This window comes from Methylovulum psychrotolerans, assembly GCF_002209385.1.
Classification (GTDB): Bacteria; Pseudomonadota; Gammaproteobacteria; order Methylococcales; family Methylomonadaceae; genus Methylovulum; species Methylovulum psychrotolerans.
Window position 1 is genome coordinate 297,117 of the sequence record NZ_CP022129.1, and the last position, 24,529, is coordinate 321,645.

Below are 24,529 nucleotides of genomic sequence, written 5' to 3' on the forward strand. Positions count from 1 at the left end.
AAAGATAAGCCATTATGCCGCGGCTAGCCAACTATAATCCCCTCGCCAATGATTTTAAGCCGTTTTTAAATTCCGCTTTCAACCGATACAACTGGGCGGGCCTATGGGCACCCTCCGTTTCCATTTGTCCGGGTACAGCTTCCAATACGGCTAATTCCTGCATTTTTCTGCGGAAACTGACCTTGTTTAAGGCTTCCCCCAAACAGGCTTCATAGACTTTTTGCAGTTTGGGCAAGGTAAACGTTTCCCCTGCCAAATGGCACGGCAATGAGGAATACTGCGCCTTATTGCGTATCCTATCGACGGCTGTGGCGATAATGTCGTTATGGTCGAACGGTAGGCGGCGTAAGGCATCAACCGGGAAAATCGCCACATCGGGATGGTGTGCGGATTCGATGACGCGGTAATGCACCAAAGCAAAATAGGCCACCGATACAGACCAGCCGCGCGGATCTCTGGCCGCGCCCGCGAAAGTCTGCAATTGCTCCAGATAAGGCGGCAAAATCCCGGTTTTCTCATGTAGTATCCGCACGGCGGCATCTAAGCAATCACGGTCTTCTTGGGCATGGATATAACCGCCAGGTAAGGCATCACCACCTTGAAAAGGTTCTTTATCGCGTTTGGACAAGGCGACACCTAAGCGCCCGTTATGGATGGTCAAAAAAACAATATCGACAGTGGCAATGACAGCTTGGTGCATGGGCTTTAAAAGTTGGTTTTCGGGTGTTTGACTTAGTTTACCGAAGATATTCCCTACACAACACCATTAAATTTTATCGGCTTATCAGCAATATACTTAGTTGCATTTTGTAACTAATAGGATTACACTAACTGCACATCACTTATTTTTACCAATGGCTTCCCTAATGCCCGACAGACAACTGCTGATTATTGATGCCCAAAACGATTTCTGCGCTTTGCCCACCTATAGCTATTCGCCAGCCTTGGCGGTTAAAGGGGCGCATGACGATTGCCTCAGATTGGCGCTTCTGATCCAACAAGGCGGCTTAGCCATTTCCGACATCATCGCCACGCTCGATTCGCATCAGCCATTAGACTTGGCTAACGCGGTCTGTTGGCGGGATAGGTACGGCGGCAGTGTGTCGACCTTCACAGCAATCACTGCCGCTGAGGTGCGTAACGGCGACTATCGGCCTATCATTGGGGTATCCGCCCAAGACGGTGGCCAATTTCTGAGGGCGTATTTTGACGCGTTGGAACAAGCCGGGCGAACATTGACCCTTTGGCCTGAGCATTGCCAGATCGGTACGCCCGGACATAATCTGCACCCTGAAATTGCCAGCGCATTGCGGCAATGGTCATTACAGCGCTTAAAACCCATCACATTTATCCAGAAAGGCGAAAATATCTGGACGGAGAGCTTTTCCGCCCTAAAGGCCGTGTTTCCGTACCCTGACGACGAATCCACCCAATTAAACCAAGATTTATTGGCTTTATTGGCACGCCAAACGGAGATTTTGGTGGCGGGCCAGGCAAGCAGCCATTGTGTGAAAGAAACGGTGGAAGACCTATTGCGTTATGCCCCTGCCTTGCGCGACAAATTGGTTTTGTTGACCGATTGCATGAGCCCGGTGCCGGGTTTTGAAAACATTGCTCAGCAATTTTTCGCCGATATGCAGGCACACGGCGTACGCTTAGCCAGCAGTGCCGATCTGCTTGCCGAACTTACCGATTAAGGAATGACTATGCCTATCGTTAAAAGCTTATTGGAAAATGACCTGTATAAGTTCCCAATGTGGCAAACTATGCTGCACAAACGGCCTGAAACCTTGGCCGAGTATGAATTTGTCTGCCGCAACACCCCCGCTTATCCGCTGGCCGATTTGGTTAAGGATGTCCGGGCGGAGTTGGCGCATCTGTATAGCCTGCGCTTTACCGATGATGAGTTAAATTATCTGGCGGGCTTGCCTTTTCTCAAAGCGGATTTTATCGGTTTTTTGGCGGCATTCCGTTTTCAGGCAAACTATCTGCAAGTATCAGCCGAGAGTGGGCAGCTTAGGATTCGTGCCGTCGGCCCGCAAATACAAATCATGAATTTCGAAATATTCTGCTTGTATATCGTTTCGGAACTGTATTTCCGGCGTTTCGACCCCGCCGTTTTGTTAGCGGAAGGCCGCCGTCGGCTCCATGAGAAAATCGCCGTACTGAAAACCTTTGCCGCCGAACCCGCCTTACGGCATCCGTTCGAGTTTTTTGATTTCGGCTTACGCCGCCGGGCTTGGGGAGCATGGCAAGAGGAAGTGGTCACCACCCTACAGCAAACAGTGCCGACTCTACTGAAAGGCACTTCCAACGTTTATTTGGCCAAGCAACTGGGCTTAACGCCCATCGGCACAATGGCGCACGAATATGTGCAATCTTACCAAGCCCATGTCCGTTTGCGGGATTTTCAGCGGGTCGCCCTAGAAGATTGGGCGCAAGAGTTTCGCGGCGATTTGGGTATTGCCCTGACCGACACTATCGGGATGGAAGCATTTCTGCGTGATTTTGATTTGTATTTTGCCAAGCTGTTTGATGGTTTGCGCCATGATTCCGGCGATCCGTTCGCTTGGGGGGAAAAGGCGATCCGCCATTATCAGCAACTTAACATTGATCCGAACAGCAAACGCTTGGTGTTTTCCGATAGTCTGGACATAAGCAAAGCCATCGCCCTGTATCGGCAGTTTGGCGGACGTATCCAACTGGGTTTTGGTATCGGCACCCACTTAACGAATGATTTGGGGGTGCAGCCTTTGAATATTGTCATGAAGCTGATGCGTTGTAATGGCGAACCAGTCGCTAAACTGTCAGACTCGCCCGGCAAAACCTTATGCCAAGACGCGGCCTTTATTGCTTATTTATGCCATGTTTTTAACCATTTTGTTTGAAATGATCCCATGTTGGCTCTGTCCGCTGTGCTTTTGGTGCAGGCAGGTAAATGCCAGTTTTAGTATTTTATTTCAATAACATAGAAAGTACCCTTAATTTAAGGCAGAGAGACGTTTATAGCTCAGCCGAATTTTTTGTATAGTGCTTAACCGTCTTAAAATCCAAACCATATTTACTAAGAAATTGGATTAGCCTATGGCTATCGTTACCCGATGCCTTCTGTTGACGGCTGACGTTAAACAGTTTGCGGCCTGCTTCAGCGGCGCTGTGCGAAGTTTGGCAAATGCGGATGACATACGCCAATTGCGCTTGGTCAAACAAATCCACGGGCGCATCCAATAACTCTGCCAAATCCGTTGCGGCGTTATCGCCTTGGTTTTGCCGCCAAGCATGGCGCAGGCGGTCTATTTCCTCGGCCACCACTTCTAAAGTGATGCGCCCGCCGTCCGCCAAGGTTGCCATGCGGGTAATGCTGGCGTTAAGGTCGCGGAAATTGCTGTTCCAGGTCGCTTCCGGGGCTTTCGCAAATTGTAGGTAACATTCCCTGGCCTGTTTATTAAAGCCTATCAATGTGCGGGTCTTCTGGCTGTACTTTTCCAGCTCATAGTCTATATTGGCATCCAAGTCTTCCAAGCGCTGTTTTAAGGACGGCAATTGGTAAGACCACAAATTAATCCGCGCGAGCAAGTCTTCCCGAAACCGCCCTTGTTCCACTTGCGCAAATAAATTACGGTTAGTACCTGCTATCAATTGGAAGCGGCTGCTGGTCTCCTTATCCGAGCCTAAGGGCATAAAGCGTTTATCTTCAATAGCGCGTAACAGCATGGCCTGTTCATCCAAACCCAGTTCGCCAATTTCATCCAAAAACAACAGCCCGTTATCGGCTTCGGCCAGTAAGCCCTTGCGTACCATAACCGCTCCGGTAAACGCGCCTTTAACATGGCCGAATAGAGCCGACATGGCATTATCGCCGCGTAAAGTCGCACAATTGACTTCCACCAACGCCCCAGGAAATTGCCCGCGTTTTTTCTTCAATTGATAAATGCGCTTAGCTAATTGCGATTTGCCGGAACCGGACGGGCCGGTCAGCAAAATAGGTTCTTGCGAGCGGATGGCGACTTTTTCGACTTGCTCGATCATTTTATTAAAAGCCGGGTTACGGGTTTCGATGCCGCCTTTCAGGTAATGCGCACCTTCCTGATGCTCTTTGGCAAAACGCGATGCCAACTGATCGTATTTGGATAAATCCAAATCAATGATTTGATAATGTCCCGGCACAGTCTCCCTTTTATAGGGTGGCGACGTTTGCACCAAACGCCCCGGCAAGTAGCGGGCTTCAGTCAGCAAATACAGGCAAATTTGCGCGACATGCGTACCCGTGGTGATATGTACAAGATACTGTTCCTGCTCGCTATTAAACGCGTAGCCTTGGGCAAAATCCAATAACTCGGCATAGACGCTTTGAAAATCCCAAGGGTCGTCCAGGTTGATAAGATGTTGCCTGACTTCGGTTTCTGGGGAAATGGTGCGGATGTCTTCGGTGAGATTTTCGGCAATCTGTTGGTATTGGCTTTGGAACAGTAACTCCAGCCTATCAACCAGCAAATCGTCATGCTGGCATAAGGACAAAGTAGGCCGCCAGCGTTCCCAGCGTTTGTAATTAAAGCCGCGATTGTCTAAAGACGTGCCGAGCAGGCTGATGACAACGGTTTTCATAATATCTATTTTGATAGGCTGTTATTTATTTAGATAGCTTTTACTATAGTGGCTTTTTGGCAAAAAGCCACTATTTAGTATAAGTGCTTGATAAATTTATCATGATATTATAGATGGATACTTGGCGCGGCCTTTGCAATGGCTTAAGTAGGGCTTTATAAACTATCAGGATATAAAAGCTTGGGGGATAAGCCCCCAAAAACGTAAGCGGAAACTCTACATTGTCGGCATTTTGCCAAAGCCAAACCTAAGGATGATAAACCATGAGCCAACCCAACTATGAAGTGACCCACGTCAGCGGCGGTGTACCGATCAAAACTTGGACACGCGGCGTACCCTTTGAAGAGCAGGCCCGTGAGCAATTGATTAACATCTCGCGCTTGCCGTTTATTCATAAATGGATAGCCGCGATGCCTGACGTGCATTTAGGTAAGGGGGCGACGGTCGGCAGTGTCGTGCCGACCTTAAACGCGATTATTCCAGCGGCAGTGGGGGTGGATATAGGTTGCGGCATGATGGCGGTAAAAACCGAAATCCGCGCCGAGCAATTGCCGGATTCGTTACGCGATGTCCGCCATGCCATTGAACGCGCCGTACCGCACGGGCGGGATATGCATCCGGGTCGCCGTGATAAGGGGTCTTGGCATGACTTGCCCGAAGAGATTGCCCAGGTGTGGAATTTACAACTGGCGGAGCCGTTTAGCCAGTTGTGCGAAAAACATAAGGTGCTAAAGAACACCAATAATGCCAAACATCTGGGCACTTTAGGCACAGGTAACCATTTTATCGAAGTGTGCTTGGATGAAAGCGATGCGGTCTGGGTGATGCTGCACAGCGGCTCACGCGGGGTCGGCAACCGTATCGGCACGCATTTTATCGAACTGGCACAAAAAGAAATGCAGCGCTGGTTTATCCAATTGCCTGACCGTGATCTGGCCTATTTGCCGGAAGGCTCCGAGTATTTTGCCGATTATGTCCAAGCGGTGGAATGGGCGCAACGCTATGCCCAACTGAACCGCGATATGATGATGCAACGGGTCTTAAGCACTTTGTCACTGAGCTTGGGGCTGAATTTCAATGCCCAAGTGGCGGCGGTCAACTGTCACCATAATTATGTCAGCCGTGAGCACCACTACGGCAAAGACGTGCTGCTGACCCGCAAAGGTGCGGTGCGGGCCGGGCTGGGGGAATGGGGGATTATTCCCGGCAGTATGGGGGCGAAATCATTCATCGTCCGTGGTTTGGGTAACGAAGAAAGTTTTTGCAGTTGCAGCCACGGTGCCGGGCGGGTGATGTCCAGAACCGCCGCCATAAAAAATGTCTCGGTGGCAGAACATGTCGCCGCTACGGAAGGCGTGGAATGCCGTAAGGACAAGTCGGTCATCGACGAAACCCCGTCCGCCTATAAACCTATAGAGCAAGTGATGGCGGCGCAAAGCGATTTGGTGGAAATTATGCACACATTAAAACAGGTGGTTTGTGTCAAAGGTTAGCGAGGGTATTGAAATTGACGGTAGCCAAGGTGAAGGCGGCGGGCAAATTTTGCGTACCGCTTTAGCGTTATCGGCGTGTCGCGGTGTGCCTGTGCATATCCGTAACATCCGCCAAGGCCGCCAAAACCCAGGCCTGATGCGCCAGCACTTGGCTTGCGTCAAGGCCATTGCCGATGTTTGCGGCGCTGACGTAAAAGGGGCTTTTATCGGCGCGACGGCGCTAGCGTTTACCCCCGGCCCTATCAGGGCGGGGGATTACCGCTTCGCGGTGGGCACGGCGGGCAGCAGCACATTGGTGTTCCAAACCGTCCTGCCCGCTTTGCTGATGATAGGGCAACCCTCACGCCTGACTTTGGTCGGCGGTACGCATAACCCGATGGCCCCCAGTTTTGATTTTATCGAGCAGGCGTTTTTGCCGATCTTGCGCCAACAAGGCGGCGAGTTTAGCTGCCAATTGCACCGCTACGGTTTTTATCCGGTCGGGGCGGGGGAATGGACGGTAACGGTTAAGCCCGCCGCCGCTTACCGCCGCTTATGTTTGGAAACGCGCGGCGAGTTGGTGACGGCCCACGCCCGTTGTCTGAGCGCGAAAATTCCCGGACATATTGTAGTCAGGGAAAAAGACCGTTTATTGCGCCGCCTAAAATGGCCGGAAGAGAGCATCAGCACCGCGCAAATTGACTCCTTGGGGCCGGGCAATAGTGTCATTGTGCAAATGGATTATGCGCATATTACTGAGTTGGTGGCAAGTCACGGGGCGTTGAATATCAGTGCCGAAAAAGTCGCCGATAGTGCCGTTGATGCCTTACGCCGCTACCAAAGCAGCACCGCCCCAGTCGGTCATTATCTGGCCGACCAATTGTTGTTGCCTTTGGCTTTAGGGGCAGGCGGTTCGTTTATTACCGGAAAATTGACCGAGCATTGCCGGACGAATATGAATGTTATCCGGCAACTGTTGGCGGTGTCAATTGATACGGAAGAAGTCGCGCAAGGCTGGAGGGTTACGGTGGAGACGTAAACTCACAAACACGCCGTTAAAAAGTCCTGATAAGCCGCCAGCACCTGTTCATGGCTAATTTGCCGGGTGCTTCTGGCCAGAATCTCGACGATACCCAACACGCTGGGCAACAAGGTGGCGTTGAGTTCTATCATGCCTTCAAAGTCGGTGCTGTCGGTGATTTTATAGGTTTGCCCCAGTTGGCAAGTCTCCGCCTCTAATTGGGCAGTCAGGCCGCTGTCATATCGGGAGACAAATTTGTTCTGGTAGCCGGAGCGTTTGGATATGGCTTCATAAGCCCAGTTATCATAATACAAAACAGACACTTGCTTGTGGGTGGCGGTCAGGCGGGCCGATATTCTCTTAACCTTGCCGATGCCTTCGGCGATACCTGCCTCATCCAGCTCAAAGGTGCAAAGCCCCGGAAAATATAAGCAACGCTCAAAGCCTTGGGTTTCATAAGCCTTTGATAATGGAAGTATTTGCCAGTTATCCGGTAGGCGGAATTGTTGGTTACTGACAAATAACGCCAATAAACGGGTAAATTTCGAATCGCCTGTAATCAGCACCGCCTCTTGTGCCAACACCGCCGTCAGTAATTGCGTTAAGGCCCGGTCGAACGCCTGGAACACGGCGGATAAATCCACCGCCGTTTCACCCCGCAAATAACGGTTGATATAAAGCCAGCCGATCAGGCTGGGATGGGCGCTGGAGTCGATAAATAGCCGTTCGCCGTGGCCAAGCATGGCGCGGCTATCAATGGCTATGTCGGAAAATTGCGCCAACACCGCGTCCAGATTCCAAACCGGATGCCGATAATCTCCGCTCTCTTGATAGTAACGTCCGGTGCTGCGGTTTTGGTATTCGCGTATCGACAAATCCCAAAATAACAGGCGCAATCGGCCATTAAGCTGCCGCTTAAGCGCGTCCAGAGCCGTTAACGACAACGCGAACAAACGTTGGTCATTGGTTTCGTTAATCAAATCCTTCTCAATGGAGAGATACTCTTTCGGTTGCGGATAGTCCGGCGTAAACGTCGGATCATTCAAGACCGGATTGCCGAACCTGAAATCGCCGACGATCACAAAAACTTCTGACTCCGGTGTGGCGGTGGCCAGTTCTTTCGTGATGCGCGGACTCCAAATCGGTAAGCCACCGACCCCAATCAGGCGGCTAGGTAGCGTCAGTTCCGGCAGTTGCCGGGTTGCCAGCGCGTGCCGGAGCCTGACCACATGCGACGGGCCAATGATAAGACGTTCAGGCGTTGTTTTGGACATGATAGGCCTCGTAATTAGCTTATGGGTTTGGCGCGGCGGCATCCGCTTCGGCTGACTGTGCATGGCCCGCCTCAGCAAATTCGGTGACTTTAAGGTCCGCCAATTTAAACTGATAGCTTTCCACGGTGTTTTGGGTTTCGACTTTACCGATACCGGTAAATGGCTCCAATTCCGCCGCTTTACTCCAAAAACCTTTGTCTTGGTATTTGCCGACCAACGCTTGGTTGACCTCCAGCAATTGGTGGTTCTTATCACGGCATTGGCCTATCCACTGCTCACGTTCCTTGACAGCGGCGACCAGCAATTGGTTATCGTTTTGGATTAATTTCGCCTGCGCAACAATATCTTTCAGTTTATTGTGCAAGTTTTGCAGTTTGTCACGTTCGCCTTGCAGTTGTACCGCCAAGGTGCTGTTGCTGGTGTGTAAAGCCTCTTCTTGGCTTTTATGCAGCACCAATTCGGCTTGTAAAGGCCCTAACTGTTGGGCAGTGCCTTCTAGTTTTTTAACTTGGTCGATTAAAGCGGTTTTTTCCGCTTCTAAGGCTTGCTTTTCTTCCGTCAACTGCCGGACGGCACCTTGGGCTTTTTTTAAAGCCAGTTGTCCGGCGGATTCCTGCTTAGGTGCGGCCAAGGCGGGTACACTTAACAGGCAAGCTAACAGCAAACCGCTATAAAGAGTGGATTTTGGGTTCATTTTTGTCTCCGCCTATATACGCATGTTCAAATCCAATACCGCCGAGTCAATATCTAATGGCGGGCCGTCAATGGCCTCGGTGCTGAACCAACGGAACATCAGCCAAGTATTTTTGGCCACACCGTAACTGCCGCCTAGCATCCAACCTTTGGCATCCGTACCGCCTTGATGGAAAACATTGTCGGTAAACGCGTCTAAAATAGCGTCACGTTGGATGTAACGGTAAGCGATAATGGTGCTCCAGTCTTTAAAGTATTTAATTTCTGGCTTACCGACATCCAGACGGATTTGGAAAGCATCCGTCCTTGCCCGGTTGTTGTTGCCCAAATAGCCAGGAAATTCGCGCTCGATGCGGGCGGCATCATAGCCTAAGTTTTTCGCATAATCGAATGACACTAAGGCATGGGTCGGGGCAAAATCGGCAAAATCGTACATCACCGTCGCGTTGAATATTTTAAAGTCTGAGGCCAAGCCAAACAAACAGCCTTGGCCTTGTAGGCTTTGGCTATCGGTACAGCGGCTGTTGCTGCCGTTATTGACGTTAATCGGCACTAAAGTATTGCCCTTTTGGATAAACTGCGGGGCTGTCCAATCATAAGTAAAGCTGTCGCTGGCATTGCTGCGGGCGCGGAGATTTTCATAATCGTAGTATGCGGCGGCGACTTTCAGGCGCGAATCGTTATGTACCAGCCAATCGGCACCGATTTGCCCGCCGAACAGCCATTTGTCGACAGTGGAAAAGTTGACTTCCTGAATCGGAAACGCGCCTAAAGTGACAAATAATGAATCGGGGGTCTGTGGCCCCATTTGCAAGCCGAAGCGGCTATTAGCTTGGGCGGGCTGATAGTATTTGACACGGTCTTGCTCTTGGTTAGTATGCCAACGGAACGTAGCCGCAAAACCTTCAAAACTCAAATCCGGGCTGTAGACCATTTCGGTGGATACCCAAGGGTTGGCAATCCGCCCGCCGGAAAGGGTAAACCAGTCATTATGTTGGCTGTCGACAAAATCGTATTGCGCAAAGGCACGGTCAATGGCAAGTTGGAACGATTGCCCGGTATTGCCGAGCGTCTGGTTGCTGGAGACCGGACTGTACTGGTTAGTGGTAGACAAGCGTAAACCCGCCTTTAAGCCGTCGGTGATTTTCGCATCAATGGCTAGGCGAAAGCGTTCGCGTAGGCGTAAACGGTCTTCGGTGGTGTTGAGATATTGCTGGTTTCTGCTTTGCGCCGCCAATTGGCCGCCATCTTGATTGATATTCAGATAATCCAGATAGGAGCTTGGGCTATTGGCCGAGCCGAAAATGTCATCTTGGGCGCGCAAGCGCATGTCACCGGAAATTTTGATGTTATTTAACCATTCCGGCAACGCGGCGGGTATGCCCCATTGTTCTTTTTTGGCATCCGCTTTCACTTCGCTCACTACTTTACCCGTCATATTGGCAATGACATCTTGGCGGATCTCTTCTTTGACAAATTCAGGCACATAAGCAAAACGGATACTTTTGGCATCTTTTGGTTTGCCAGCGTCTTGGCTTGCGGTGCTGTCCGGCACAGCAGGGGGCTGTTTGGCCTCCAGCGCCGCTTTCGCTTTGGCGGCTTTCATCAGGCTTTCTGCCTTCTCTTTATTTAATAAGCCTTGTTGGACAAAAATATCAATCAGATTGACGGCAGTGTTTTTTAAGTTAAGCAGTTCCTCACGCTCACCCGCAATTTCTTGCTTGAGCTTAAGCAAATCCTCTTTTTCATCCGCCATAATCGGCGTTACCAGCGAGCTTGCCAGTAGGGCCGCCAAGGTTTTTTTGGTCATTATCGTTACTCTCATTACGGTATTTTGAATTCTATTGGCATTGCCCTTTAGGGCAAACAACATTGCCGATCCGCCCAAAAGCTTGCGGACACGCCCTAAATCCTTGAGGTGACGCGCAGCTTAATCGGTTGCGGCATCGTTTCGGGCGGCGGTTTGGCTAAGCTGAAACGTAAGGTCGGCAGGGCGGCGCGGATGGCTTGATCGACTTCCGGCTTACCGCTGGGGCTGGCTAATTCAACGCGGTTGACGCTGCCGTCGGCATTGACCCAGACATTCATTTGTACGCTATAAGCCGCCTTACGCGCCGGGCTGTCCGTCAGTAGGCGTTGCAATTCCTCCTCCAGACCGCGTTTTACTTGCCCGCCATACCAAATCGCGGCACTGCCTGCCGTGCCGCCTAACAAGCCGCGCCCACCTTTTTTACCGATTAGGCCAAAGCCATCAGAACCTGCACCGCTATCGGCATCTACGCCCAGTTCTTCACCAGCGGGTTCAGCCGCCGCTTCTGGGGCGGGTTCAGGTTCTTTTTCCGGTTCCGGTTCAGGCATTTTTTCCGGCTCAGGCTCCGGTTCCGGCGGTTTTTGCTCAGGCGGCGGCGGGGGTGGCGGAGGCGGCGGTTGGATCATGGTGATTTGCTGCATCTGTTTTTTCGCCTGCGCCGGTTTTTGAAACATGCCTTGTAGAAAATACACCGCGACGGCGATCAGCAGGGCTAAAACAATACCGATAATCAGCGGCAAGTTGCGTAACCAACGTTGGTATTTCTCCATAACCGCCTACTTGACCAGTTTTTGGGTCACCAGACCCAGTTGGCTAATTTCCAGCCGGGTGACAATATCTAACACTTCAATGACTTTTTCATACTGTACGGCGGCATCAGCCTTCACTACCACGGGCAAATCCGGTGTCGCCGCTTTATATTGCCCTAAACGCGTTTCCAAATCGGCCAGAGAAATCGGGTAAGTATCCAAATACACCGTACCGTCTTTGGTGATGGAAATGGCTTTAGTTTTTGGTTTCGACAACGACGGCGTACTGCTGGCTTTGGGCAGGTTGACGGTGATGCCCTGTACAGTCGCCGTGGTCATAATGATGAAGATCAACAACAATACATAAGCCACATCGAGCATGGGGGTGATATTGATGTCATCGTAGACTTTGCCTTCTTCCCCGACTTTCATGAGCTTAACCTCTCTTGTTTGGCGGCGATGCGCTCGGCAATAATGTTGATGAACTCTTCAGTGAACACGACTTTTAAATCCGGTTCGCCGCGTTGGCGGTCGGCGATACGTTTGGCGATCATCGCTAAAAACTCATCAGTAAAAACGTGCATGTCGGCGGTGATGTCCTTAATTTGCGTGAGCAAATAGTTGTAGGCGAACAAGGCGGGGATAGCCACCGCCAACCCGGCAACTGTAGCCGCCAAAGCACCGGAGATACCTGGGGCAATCGAGTTGATATTGACATCTCCTGTCGCGGCGATTACCGCAAAGGTGATCATTACCCCCATAACCGTACCTAGCAGACCTAAGAACGGCCCGCCGGAAATGGCTATGGTCAGCAACACCATATTTTTGTTGAGTTTTTGGCTCTCCCGCACAACAGCGGCATCCAAGCGGGTACGCACCAAGTTTAAGGCTTCGGCGGTCAGCGGGGTAACGCCCATGCCATCACCAAAATTCACTTTCAACTCATGCACGCCAGCATGGTAAATGTGATAAATCGGCGAGCTTTGGAAATGGTCATGCTTGCCGACGATGGCGGCGAGAAAATCAGAGTCGTTGACTTCTTGCTCGTCTTCGTTTTCTTCCCGATCCAACGCATCCAAATGTGCCGCATCGACATTACGGTATTGCTTGAGGAAAGCGGCGTTATCCTTACCTGCCCGCCGTAAAGCCAAGCCCTTACCGATCATCACTAACAGGCTGATGACTAACATCACACCGCACAAGGCGATGACCACCCAGCCGTCTACCGTCAAACTTTGCAGAATAATGACGAAATAATTGGGGCCTTCGGCGGAACCTCCGGTTTCGTCCTGACCCAAATTCAGGACGCTAAAATCGGGGCTTTGGCTACGGAATTGCAGTTTAAGCCAATCGGGGCTACGCGCCTGTTTGGCGATCTGCACTTCATCAAGCAAGCCAGTTAAACCTTGCCCGATACTGACCGACGGATTCATGGCCGCGAGTTTGATGGCGGTGTTGCCGACGGCTTCGCCGTTCAGGTATAAGGTCAAACGGTCCGCTTGCGCCACTAGGGCAATTTGTTGCCATTGGCCTAATTGCAGGTTGGCGGGTAACGTTTGGCTAACGCCGCCGCCTACGCCCTGATAGCTGGCGGTGATAGCCGAGCCTTGTAGCGTTAAGGTGATTTCAGCTGCACCTTCTTTGGCCTGTACCAATACAGCGTTGGTTTGGGCTTGGTCAATCTTCGCCCAAGTAGTGAATGTCCAGCCGCTGTCTGGCGTAATGGCAAGTGCCGGGGCGGCGTTAACGCTAATACCGCCTTGCCCGTCAAATTTAGCCGCCGACCCTATCCAGCCCGCAGGGTCGATAGTGGCTTTGGAAGCCGAGGCATGGAGGCTATAGGCCGTGGCATCTTGCGGCAAGGTTTCGCCATCATTGAAATGGTAGACTAAGGCTTGGTTGACATCGTAAATGCCTTGCGGGTCTGAAGCATCGGCAACTTTGGGGTTGCCATAATACAGAGTGAACACATCGGTACTGACACCGCCGCGCACTGTCGGCAGTTTTACCCAAACCAAACCGACTTCGGCCAGCGGATCGACTTTTTCGATGGCATATTTCAGTGCCGTTTTGTCATCCAACATAAAACGCAAGTCTTTGCCATTTTCGGCCAGCTCGGCAAAATAACCGAAATTGCCGGTATGTAGACGTAACAAAACCGGCACGTCGCTCAGCGTCTCTTGGATGTCCGCCCCTGTTGCGCCGGCATCTACCGTTAAAGGTTTGCGTGAAGACCAATCGTTATTCCACCAAGCCAAGGCCACGGTAGGTAACAAAGACAGCAGCAAGGCCAGTTTAAGAGAATTACGGGTAGTTTTTTTCATGGTTTAGCTTGGGTTGATTAAAAATAATTTAGCTGTTGCCCAAAATAATGGGTCACTTAACCGCCGCAGCCTTTTTTACCGTCACGGACATCAGCCACGCTACAATCACCATAACCGACGACATCGGCACTCAGTAGGCTGACGGTGGTTTTTTTCTTGTCGCCATCGCCGTTGGCGGCGTTGTTATCTTCTTCATTCGTAGTGGTGGCCTGTTTGGCGGCACTGGCGGCGGCACTGGAAACCCCTGAAGGAACAACCGGAGTTGCTACGGCGGTAGGGACACCGGATGTACTGCCGGAAGCGGAAATGTTCGCCGCACCGACTACCGCTGTGGCGGCGATAATGATTTGTCCGCCACTGATTCCGGCTTCGCCCGCATCAATCACCCCGACTGGGGCGGCAAGGTAGACATTGCCTTGTTTTTTGGTTTTGTCTTGCGGATTGATGGTTTGGATACCGCTACCCGATACGATAGGCGGGAAGGTGGTGACGATATTGCCTTTGGCATCGACAGTAGTAATCGGTGCCGGGGCAGAAATCGCCGACTTCGCACCTTTACCCGCATCAATATTGCCCGTCGATGACCAGATGGCGATGTCGCCGCCGCCCATAGTGAAGACCCGCGACTGGTTGACGTTAAAGTCACCGTTACTGACGGCATTAATATCACCCGTTTGTTGGGCGACGATACCCAACTGGTCAGCACCTTTGGAAATGCCGCCCACTGTACCCGCCAAACCGACGTTGACCGCCCCGCCTGGTACCGCCAAGTCAATACTGCCGCCCGCTAAGGTTTTAATTTGGCTGAATACTAAAGACAGGTCACCTTGGTATTTGCTACCCGGAAATAATGCCGCAATGGCATCAAAACCTTGTTGGTAGAGGGCTTTGCGCTGTGATTCAGGCGCCACCGCCGCTGCGGCGGCGGACAATTTGATTTCATTAAACAGCACATCCAGTAACAGCTTTTGCTTGCGGGCATCAGGCAGTTGTTCAAGCACCGCCAATTTTTGCGCGGGTGATAAACCAGCCAGTTGGTCGTTGCCATTGTCATCAAGCAGTTTTGCGTTACTGAGGTAACTGCTGCCCACCGCGAAATATTTGTTGATAAAGCCGGCATAATCGACTTTGTCGGAAATACCCGCCAAGACATTAATGTCCGCGCCGTTAGTCGCCGACAAGCTGGTGTTTTTGGTATTGCCTATAGTATTAATACCTGTCGAGCCACCTAAGCTAATATCGCGCCCAGCTTGGATTTGCAATTGCCCGGGGCCGCCCAATTCAATACCTTTATCATTCGCCTGGACGATACCATCGGTACTGATAAGCGCGTCAAAAGTAATGTCCCGACCCGCGACAACCCGTGTCACATCGTTGACGGAAAGGTTTTGGCCGAACAGGCTAAGGTTAGAGATGTCGCGCCCGGCAATAAAATCGGCGGCTTGCGGGAGGAAAAACGTCACTTCCGAGTTGGAAGAAAATCCAATATCACCCGTTTGGGCGATAATTTTCGGTTTAGCGCTAGCTCCGCTATGTACTGGTGTGGCGGCATGGATTAACGTGGCATCTGGCGTGGATGGGTCTAAACGTTCGCGTGCCCGGATCAGGCCATCGCTCAGGCTACCTTCAAGTTGTTGGGCAGGACTGTTTACGCCGGGTAAGAAGCTGAGGTCGGCATCGGACATATTGACATTAATCAGCTGCGCGGCATCGCTATCTGTGCCGATGTTGCGGTAAGCCAATAATGCTAAGATACCTTGTGCCGAAGGCATTAAGGTCATGGAGTTATCGATGCGGATATCACCTGAAAAGGCAACCGCACTTAAACTGCCCGGATAGACGGCGTATTCAAAGCCTGAGGAGGTGCTGGTATCGACATTTTTCGAGTTTCTGATGCCGTCCACATCGTTTTCTAAAACGATATTGCCCGCTGTCGCCAACAGATTAACTGCGCTGGTGTCGCTATAAGTGAAAAACAGCGAGTCGCCGCCTGCCGCTAATGGCAAAGGATTATTTTGCTTGATAACAGTGGGATTCAGCACTGAGGCGATCACGACATCTTGGCGGGCTTGCACAGTAAAACTGCCGTCACCCTCTTCTAAAATCGCCCCCAAGCCGTTGGCGGCTTTACTGACGCTGCCGCCCGCATCCAATTCTGCCGTACCACGGCCTATATAGTATTCGCCGCCGACAATGTCATTGCCCGCTTTGAGTTGCAAATTACCGCCGCCGTTGACTACCGTGCCGGTTTGCGTCCATTGGTTAGTCGCCTCACTGAGTTGGCCAAACGGCTTGCCTGTGGTCGGCAGCATCACGGACAAATTGTTGACGGAACCGCCCGCTTCGATGTTGACATCGCCACCCGCTAAAGAGCCGATGTTTTGGTTGAAATAATGCTTGCCTTTTGAGGAAATGCCGTTAGCCGGGTTGGTGCGGTCGCCGCTGATATTAATCCCCCAAGCGGTAGGACGGCTGTTATCACTGATAGAGCCGCTACGCACCAGCCAATCGCTGGTTTGTTGTCCGGTATAGATGCCGTTGATATTGCCGCCCGCATGTAAGCCGATAGCACCGCCTTGCGTGGGATACTCTGCGACCATGAACACCAGACCTAAGCGGCTTTCGTCAAAATAACCGTAGCGCAATAAGGTGTTCATTTGCACGGGGTCTAGCCGATTCAGATACTCGGCATCGGTTTCTCCCGTCAGTTTTGCCGGAACCCCCGGTACCGACCCGCTTAACAGTTGCCCACGCGTATATTCGGCGGTTGTCCCCATGGTGTACACGGCTGCTGATGCAGTGCTGTCATTCGGGTCAGCGACAAATTGGATATTCCCACCCGCATTAATATCAATACTGCCCGTGCCAGTCCTGACCATCACTTGCGTACTGACTTGCGTGCCTGTGCCGTAAGGGTCAGCCGCCAGATAGCTGTTCGCCAGATTGACATTGCCGTCAGCAGACAAATCATAGCTCCAAGACCGTCCTGTTTGCAGCACATCTTGCAGCTTCATTGACGACTGTCCGGGTAAATAGGCTGTGGCAAACGCATCAGTGATGCTGGCCTTAACATTAAGGTTACCGCCTGCGTGTAAGGTCAAAAAGCCCGGCAGGGTCTTGTTGCCTTGGCTGTCGGCATAACGCCAGTTGAGAAAATCCCAAGTAGTGTTCAGGCTCAAATTACCCGTACTGCGGATTTCAAGGCCGGGCAACAAGTCAATCGCCGTGCCGGAATCATTCACCAAACTCGGCGCGGAGGCCATGAAACTGCTGGTGTCATGTTGCCAAGCGGTAATATTACTGGCTTTGATCGTGCTTTGCCCATCATAAACACGGGTCGCTTCCAGCGCGGTGCGGGTCGCATCAGCACCGATAATATGGCTATGGATCGCCGTCGCGTTTACGGTATGTAAAGTATCGTCGCGGCCTGTGCGCAAATGCACCGAACCGCCCGTACCACCAGAGCCTGCGGATACGTCAATTGTCCCGCCCGTTTGCGATAAGTCCAGCAAACCGCTGCCCGTGTCATCACGATGGACAGTATCCAGTATGACACTGCCGCCAGCCGCTCCGGCAGTGGTTGTTGAAGCGATGATATGGCCTGTTGACCCCAAGATAATGCCGTTGTGGCCATAAACCGATACGCTGCCCGCTTGCTTGCCGCTGGCATTAAGCGTGCCGTTGATGGCAACATTGCCTTGATCGGCCAGCAAGGCCAATTGCTGGGCGGTGACGGTATCGGTGGCGGCGACTGTCAAGTCGCCCGTATGTTGCTCAACCGTCAAGGCTTGGGTGAATCCGGCGGCTGCCAATTGGCTGTTCAGCGCCGAAAAGCCGCCCTCCCCCAAGGTATTGGCGTTCAGATGGAAAGAGCCTTGTTTGACCGCGCTATTGGCTTGGGCACCATTCAATGCCGTTATATTACCTTGCCAGTTGAATTGGCCTTGAGTAACGGCGATGTCTAAAGTTCCGGCATCGCTGGCCTGTTGTGTGCCATTGGCCGCTCCGGCCAAATTGATGCCGGCACCGTTTGCCAAGGTGATGTTACCTTGGTTGGCCGTCAGCGACACATTGCCTGCGGCGGAATATTTGACCACGTCGGCAAAGTTGAGCGTCCGGCCTGAGACGTCAAGACGCGCCCCGTCATTAAGGGCAATATCGCCTTTTAAGGCGGTGAGTTTGACAATGCCGGACGGCAAGTCAAAACGTCCGTTACTGGTGATAGCATCGCCCGTGATTGACCAACTGACACCCAGCCCGCTAGTCCACGTCGGGTCAACCGCCCCCAACGCCGTAATATTGACTTGGTGGCCACTGGCATCAATGGCTGTCGTCGCTCCTGCGTCACCGATAAAATGTCCGGCATTGAGGTTTAAGTCACCCGCCACGCTCAGATTGCCCGCAGCAAGCAACGAACTTTGCCCAGTACCGCTGGCTAAGATTTGCCCTAAACCTTTAATAGCGGTGCTGGCATTCAAATTGACCGTAGCAAACCCCGTCAGCGCATAACTGCCGCTACCCAACTCGATTTGCCTAGCATTCAGTGCCAATATGCCCGTACCCGTACCACTGCTGTCCGCAGTCGCCTGGGTATTGCTCAGCTTAATGGTGTCCCCGCTTAAGTTGGCGGTAGCCCCATTATTATTAAAGCCATTGATGTGTGCAGCATTAATGTTGATCAGCCCGGCATTGACGTTGATGCCGCCGTAGATATTAAAATCACTGGCACTGGTCAGCGTCAATTCATCCAAACTAAACTGCGTGGAGGCCAACACCAAACCCGATGTACCTGTAGGTGCCGGGCCAAAACTGATTTTGCTGGAAGCCAAGGCCAGAGAACCGCCCTGCATATCAATTGAGCCTGCAAATACTGTGTCCTTGGTCGAATCCAGCAACATTGAATGGCCGGACTTAAGATGCGCACCGCTTTCCACCACCAATGTACCGATTGCGCCGGATACTGTCTTATCGCGTGTCACTTCCGCCTGTGCCGACGAAGACAACCGCACCAATGCCCCATCACTGTTATCCTTACCTTTTTCGGTTACGGTCAGGGCTACGCCTGTCGCATTAGTTTTGCCCGTACTTTCGACGATGGCACCGGATTTTATGCGCACTTCTTGGTTGGCCGCCAACAACAGTTCTTGGCCTTGCAGATCGGCATCACCGGCAATGCTCAGGGTTTTTGACGACACACTGACGCGCTGCCCAGTGGCGGTTTTACTGCGGATACCGCCCAACAGTAAGCTGGGGGCATTCAGATTATTCAAATCCTCGGCTAACAGGCTGACCGTACCTGAACCTGCCGCCGCCAATTCTTCGCGCCGCCCGACAATCGCCAAATGGTCGGCGCTGATGTCAACTTGTCCGCCCCGGCCATTATTGGCCGGCGCCGCCGCCAGTTCCGCCCCCAGTGACAACCCGGTTTGGGCGCTGATAGCCAAGCTTCCGGCATCTTGTGGCAAAGCGGCCACGACTGTGCCGTCAGTTGCGGCTTTGGCGGTGAAAAAACTGTTGGCAAAATAATCGGTGTATTGCGAATAAGTCCGCGCGATGCTGCCCGATTCCACGGTAAAACCTTGCCAACGGCTGTTAGCGGTATCGGTGCTGGCCACTCCGTAACGGCCGGCAACAATGGTGGTTCCGGCCAAATCAGTCACCGTCACTCCGGGCTGCATGTCTTGCGTACCCGTTTGTGGTGTGACCAAATAGGCCCCAGGCAACAGTGCGTAATGGGCGGGCAATAAGGTATACCAGCCAGCGGCCAAACCGGAACCGGCACTGAGATAAACGCTGTCACCAACGCTTAAACCCGAAGCGGCAAATTCTTGTGGATCATAAGGTGTGAGGGAGTTGCCCAAGCTGGGAATGACCGCAAATTTTTGCGTAAAGCCATTGGTATTGGCATCCAGCACATCAGTGGAACCGCCGGGGCCAGTGATAAATTCATAGGCGTAGAGGTCACCGCCGCCCGATAAATCGACCTTGGCGCCGCTGTTTAAGGCGATATTCTTACCGTTTAGGGTCAGGCGTTTTTCAGGCGGATTGCTGATGACAATATTGGTATTCCCTGTGCTGTCTAATGGGTACAGCCAATTTAAGCCACCGGAACCTTGGCCGAATAATACCGTCAGACCATCGCCCGATACCGAAGTCAGGCTACCTGCGGCTAAGGTCAATTGTTGGCTGGCATTCAAGGCCAAAGTGCCAAACGGCACTTTCACTACCCCCTGTTGGTTGATGTTCGGGGCATTGATAGTCAAACTACCATCGGCGGAATAAACCGCACCCGGTGTGTTGCCGCTGTTTTTAATGGTAACGGTATGGTCGCCGCCACTGACAGAAATCTTATAATTGCTTAAGGTCGCCGGATAGACTTGGCTGGCGGTAATGTTTAAATCACCCGCCAGTTTTAGCTCGCCCAGATAATCTTTAGTATCGCTACGGACACGGATGCCAATAGCACGGACATCACCTTGGCTGTCCAAATTGACTTTGTTAAAGCCATTAAAACTTAGGCCTCCAACCAAATCAATGCCTTTGGCGGCGACTGTCAATTGCCCAACCCCGGTTTTAGCGGCGGGCGCTAAGGTACTGGAAAAGGTGCCGTCACCCAAATCCGTATCGACCCGGCTTTGGCTGGAACCCAACTTGGCGTAAGCGGTGTTCAACGTCACTTGCCCGTCAGTGGTTTTCAGGGTCGGCGTATCCAAGACGATTTGCTGGCGGGCGGTTAAGCTGACATTGCCTTGAAATTCGATAGCGCCGGCATATTTGCCGTTTGCCCCCAAGACATCGGTTGTCAACAGCAAACTATCAAAACCGCCATTATTAAGCGGCTTTTCATTAAATAAAGCCCGGCCACTGTAGGTGTTAGAAGCGATAGAGCCACCTTCGGCCAAATCCTTAGGGATAAATTGAGTATCGGTTTCGGCAATGACAATCGTACGCGGTAGGGCAGGGTTTATATCATCAGGAAATAGACCGCCGCTGATCGGCAACACCGGCTTATTGCGTAAGCCCCGGTTAAGTTCAACGCTAAGCGTACCGCCAGCGGCAGTGCCGCCGCCGCTATGGGCGCGTAATATGCCATCCGCTAAAATACCTTCACCTGCTTTAAAATTAATGCTGCCGCCTGCGGAAGTAATGGTTTTGGAGACGGTTTCCGGCTTACCTGTGCTGAGGTTGGTCTGTTGAAAATCCAGTTGTTCTGAGGTGCCTGACACGTTAATGACCGAGCCGGCCCGGCTGACGATATAGCCGCGATTGGCGGTCAAACTGACGCTGCCACCCGCCAACACCTCACCTGTTTTCAGGCCATAGTTGCTCACTTCGGGCTTAAACACGCCTTTCGCCAATAAGCGGCTGTCTGCCCCCAACCAAATGCCTTGCGAGGCATAAAAACCTTTGTCGCCACTGGTCGGTGTGTTGATGTTCAGGGCAATCGCCCCGCCGGGTGTGCTGATTGTGCCGTCCACAAAAATGGAAGTGTCGGAAGACAGTGTTACCGAGCCTGCCGCATCCGTTTGGATTAACGCCCCTGTACCGATACTGAGGGCTTCGGCGCGGTTTTGCGTCAACAACTCGCTAAAGGTCAAGCTCAGATTCGCGGCATTCCTTTCGCTGTCAGGTAAGGTGGTGATGGCCGTAAAATCTTGCAGCTGGCTACCTGAGGCTTGGGTGATGGCAGTAGTATCCACTAGCCAATTGTTTTGCCGGACAGTCAGGTGGACGTTATCGGCGACTTTTAGGCCATGCTGGTTAGCGGTGAGGTTGTAATTGGCAAAGCCGCCTTGTTGGAAGAAATCCGGAGCTAAAACCAGCGGTGTGGTGGTCGCGCCTGTATGGGTAGGCACATCACTGGCGGTGCCGATGACGATTTCATTTGTGTTCAGGCTTAGGCTACCGCCTTCGTTAATGCCAAACGCGGTCACGCTACCGTCCATCAGCAGGCTGGAAGACACGCCGCCGCCGTCATGGGTGGCGGCGGTCAGGCTGATTGAGCCGCCTTTGCCCGCCGTAATTTTGCCTTGGCTATTGAGCCATGCGCCGCCGTTGGCATTAATTTGGCTGCCCTGTGCCAAGGACAAATCACCTTGTTCGGAAACCAAGGTGACGGAACCGCCTTCACTGGCAATCAAGCCCAAGGTATGACCAGGCTTACCGTCAATGACATCGTTTACCCATAGCCCCGATACATCAATCAGTGCCGAACTGCCGAGGTTTACCGTACTGGGCTGCAAGGCATCGTTAATGCTGATCGGGTTGAGCTTAACCGTACCTGCATGGGCGGTAATTGTCCCTTGGATGTCAAAACCGCTCGCGGCTAAATTAAGGTTACCATAGACAGGCAAATCCAAATTGGCCCCTTTTTGTAAGCTGACCGAGCCGTTGGTTTTGATGCTGACGTTAGTGATGCCGGAGCCTTTAAATAGTTGGGCATCCAATTGTAACGCCGCCGCGTCGGTAGAACTGTCCGTTGTTCTGGGCAAGGCATCAGTAAAGCCCACATCGGCTAAATGTTCGCTTTTATTGAACACCACATCTTGTTTGCCCAATAAATTATTATTGCTTAAATTAATATTTAAGGTGCTGCCAGTGGCTTGGCTATCTGCTGTGCGCTGCAAAGTACCCGCCACAGTGGAGCCGTCCAACGTGCCGTTCAATAAGGTTTCATAAGCGCTGATATTTAAAGTCCCGCCCGCTTTGCCGTCGGTATAACCAGCTTCAAAATACTTAACCGCCAAGCCCGGAATCGACCACGTTTCCGTTACGCCCCATTTCGGATGGCTGTCGCTGATCTGGCCTAATATCGTGTCGTAATGGCGGTTGGCATGCGCTTGGGCAATATCGTAAATTTGCCCATCCGCCACCAGTTTAGTGGTGCTGATATAACCGTCTTGATACACTACCGAACCGCCGGAAAAATCAATGGTGCTGCCGGTCTGGGTAATGACATCGCCGCTGGATTGTAGGTTGACCGTACCGCCGGAAGTGCTGCGCTCATCAATATTGCGGGCGATGCGGTCGACCGCACCTTTAATGTCGGCGACCGGAATAGTGGCGGTGTTGACTGTGCCGTCGCTGTTATAGCTTATTGCCGCGTCGCGCAAATCCACCGAAACAGTTTGCCCGTACAAGACACCGTTACGCTGTAACGGCGCATCACGCAATTCGTTTTTACGCAATTCGACTTTAACGACATTACGCTCCATCGCCACGTTGACGTTTTTCATCCCTGAAGCATCGACGACGCTACCCGTTTCCAAGAAAATCCGCGCATTGCCTTTCACTGTGCTGTCGGTAGGATCATCAACGGCCTTTATGCTAATATCGCCGGATTTCGCCTGTACTGTAGAGCCTTTATGCAAATACACATCGTGGCCGCTGATTTCTATTTGTGAGCGGCTTTGGGCTTGGGCATCTATCGCCGTGGTGGTTTTGTCGCTATCTAAGCCGACACTGGTGATACTGCCTGCCGCCAAATGTACGGTGGCTTTAGTGCCTAAGCCGTCATCCAAATCAGTCGTCCTAACCGTGGCTTTAGGCAAAAGCTTACCGCCTGTGCCGGACGGATCTTGAATGCCTTCATGCGCTAGTAGCCTGACCGAACCGTTGAGACTAACCGAAGTCGTCGCCGAGGCTGTGCCTTCTTGGTTGACAGCGAAGCCCATTAAGCTGACGTTACCGCGTTCCGCCAACACTTTGCCCATATTATTGACTTCACCACCCGTACCCACTTCAACCAACAAGCCACGGATATCCGAATCACTGCCCGCTTCCTGCAAATAGACCTTATCTGTAGACGCGGCGAGGATAGTTTGCCCGTCCGGCGTTTCTATAGTCCCGGCATTATTAATGACCGGGGCGGCAATAATGACGCGACCTCCCGGAGCATTAGCCTTAATATGCGCCCCTTGCTCGATAAAAATCTGGATTTTGATTTTATCGCCATTCTGATCATGGATAATATGGCCTTGGCTATCTTTAAGATACACCTCACCATTACCTTGTAAGGCTGCCGAGCCATCGGTATTGAAGGCTTTAGTCAGACCATTTTGGAAGGTGGTTTCGCTTACGCCCAGCGTGCTGGCAACCAAGGTATTGACATTAACTTGTGAATTAGCCCCAAAGACAAAGCCGTTTTGGTTGACCAGATAAACTTGGCCATTAGCAGTTAAAGACCCCATGATGCGGCTGGCATCAGCTTGGTGGATATTATTTAAGGCCACGGAAGTGGTGGCGGGCTGGTCGAAATGCACACTATTGTCAACGCCGATATTAAAGCTTTGCCAATCAATACTGGCCTTATCGGTGCTTTGGTTAATCGTCATGGCTGTACCCGACACCGAAGCCGCTGCGTGGCCTTGGCTGGCAATATCCACTGGGGTATCGGATAAGGTGACGGGATTAACCGGCACAGGCAGTTCCGCGTAAGCCGCCGATATACCCGCGCCCATCGCCAAGCCCCCGGCGATTAAGGCGCGGATCGCCACAACCAAAGGCTTAGGGCTAAGCGGATGGCTAGGCCTTAACACTAGCGGGGAAGGTGTAGTTAAATGCGTTTGCGTCATCATATTG

Annotated in this window: 13 protein-coding genes; 4 read left to right on the top strand and 9 right to left on the bottom strand. The window is 52.0% G+C overall.

All coding sequences use genetic code 11. The features are described from left to right. Positions 1 to 31 precede the first annotated feature (31 nt). Positions 32 to 700, bottom strand: coding sequence for an NUDIX hydrolase (locus tag CEK71_RS01270; protein ID WP_088617685.1), 669 nt, complete (start codon positions 698 to 700; stop codon positions 32 to 34). Between the two features lie 166 nt (positions 701 to 866). Between CEK71_RS01270 and CEK71_RS01275 the strand changes: the two genes are divergently transcribed. Then, positions 867 to 1,697 (top strand): cysteine hydrolase family protein, encoded by an 831-nt coding sequence (locus tag CEK71_RS01275; protein WP_088617686.1) that lies wholly within the window; start codon positions 867 to 869, stop codon positions 1,695 to 1,697. 9 nt (positions 1,698 to 1,706) lie between these two features. Further along, a complete protein-coding gene (pncB, locus tag CEK71_RS01280; RefSeq protein WP_232463733.1) occupies positions 1,707 to 2,888 on the top strand; it encodes a nicotinate phosphoribosyltransferase in 1,182 nt (393 codons plus the stop codon). A 115-nt stretch (positions 2,889 to 3,003) separates the two neighbouring features. On the opposite strand, the gene rtcR is transcribed toward pncB, so the two are convergent. After that, positions 3,004 to 4,605 carry an RNA repair transcriptional activator RtcR gene (rtcR, locus tag CEK71_RS01285; RefSeq protein ID WP_088617688.1) on the bottom strand — a complete coding sequence of 534 codons (1,602 nt, stop codon included), beginning with the start codon at positions 4,603 to 4,605 and terminating at the stop codon, positions 3,004 to 3,006. 263 nt (positions 4,606 to 4,868) lie between these two features. On the opposite strand from rtcR, the gene CEK71_RS01290 reads away from it, so the two are divergent. Both CEK71_RS01290 and rtcA read left to right on the top strand, forming a co-directional pair. Then, the gene (locus tag CEK71_RS01290) at positions 4,869 to 6,098 is read left to right on the top strand and encodes an RtcB family protein (protein WP_088617689.1); all 1,230 of its coding nucleotides are present in this window, start codon (positions 4,869 to 4,871) and stop codon (positions 6,096 to 6,098) included. Then, positions 6,085 to 7,116 (top strand): RNA 3'-terminal phosphate cyclase, encoded by a 1,032-nt coding sequence (gene rtcA / locus CEK71_RS01295; protein WP_088617690.1) that lies wholly within the window; start codon positions 6,085 to 6,087, stop codon positions 7,114 to 7,116. Before CEK71_RS01290 ends, rtcA begins: the two co-directional genes overlap by 14 nt. Before the next feature lie 2 nt (positions 7,117 to 7,118). On the opposite strand, the gene CEK71_RS01300 is transcribed toward rtcA, so the two are convergent. The 7 genes from CEK71_RS01300 to CEK71_RS01330 all read right to left on the bottom strand — a co-directional run bounded on the left by CEK71_RS01300 (position 7,119) and on the right by CEK71_RS01330 (position 24,525). Continuing rightward, complete coding sequence (locus CEK71_RS01300) at positions 7,119 to 8,372, bottom strand: hypothetical protein (protein WP_157678909.1); 1,254 nt, start codon at positions 8,370 to 8,372, stop codon at positions 7,119 to 7,121. Positions 8,373 to 8,391: 19 nt separating this feature from the next. Next, positions 8,392 to 9,066, bottom strand: coding sequence for a hypothetical protein (locus CEK71_RS01305; protein ID WP_198328412.1), 675 nt, complete (start codon positions 9,064 to 9,066; stop codon positions 8,392 to 8,394). Between the two features lie 12 nt (positions 9,067 to 9,078). Then, positions 9,079 to 10,875: a putative porin gene (locus tag CEK71_RS01310; protein WP_198328414.1), complete on the bottom strand. Its 1,797-nt coding sequence runs from the start codon at positions 10,873 to 10,875 to the stop codon at positions 9,079 to 9,081. A gap of 95 nt (positions 10,876 to 10,970) precedes the next feature. Continuing rightward, on the bottom strand, positions 10,971 to 11,645 hold the full coding sequence (locus tag CEK71_RS01315; protein ID WP_088617693.1) for an energy transducer TonB family protein: 675 nt from the start codon (positions 11,643 to 11,645) through the stop codon (positions 10,971 to 10,973). Positions 11,646 to 11,651: 6 nt separating this feature from the next. Beyond that, a complete protein-coding gene (locus CEK71_RS01320) occupies positions 11,652 to 12,056 on the bottom strand; it encodes an ExbD/TolR family protein (protein ID WP_088617694.1) in 405 nt (134 codons plus the stop codon). Next, positions 12,053 to 13,948 carry a DUF2341 domain-containing protein gene (locus CEK71_RS01325; protein ID WP_088617695.1) on the bottom strand — a complete coding sequence of 632 codons (1,896 nt, stop codon included), beginning with the start codon at positions 13,946 to 13,948 and terminating at the stop codon, positions 12,053 to 12,055. Before CEK71_RS01325 ends, CEK71_RS01320 begins: the two co-directional genes overlap by 4 nt. 56 nt (positions 13,949 to 14,004) lie before the next feature. Continuing rightward, complete coding sequence (locus CEK71_RS01330; RefSeq protein WP_088617696.1) at positions 14,005 to 24,525, bottom strand: filamentous haemagglutinin family protein; 10,521 nt, start codon at positions 24,523 to 24,525, stop codon at positions 14,005 to 14,007. Positions 24,526 to 24,529 lie beyond the last annotated feature (4 nt).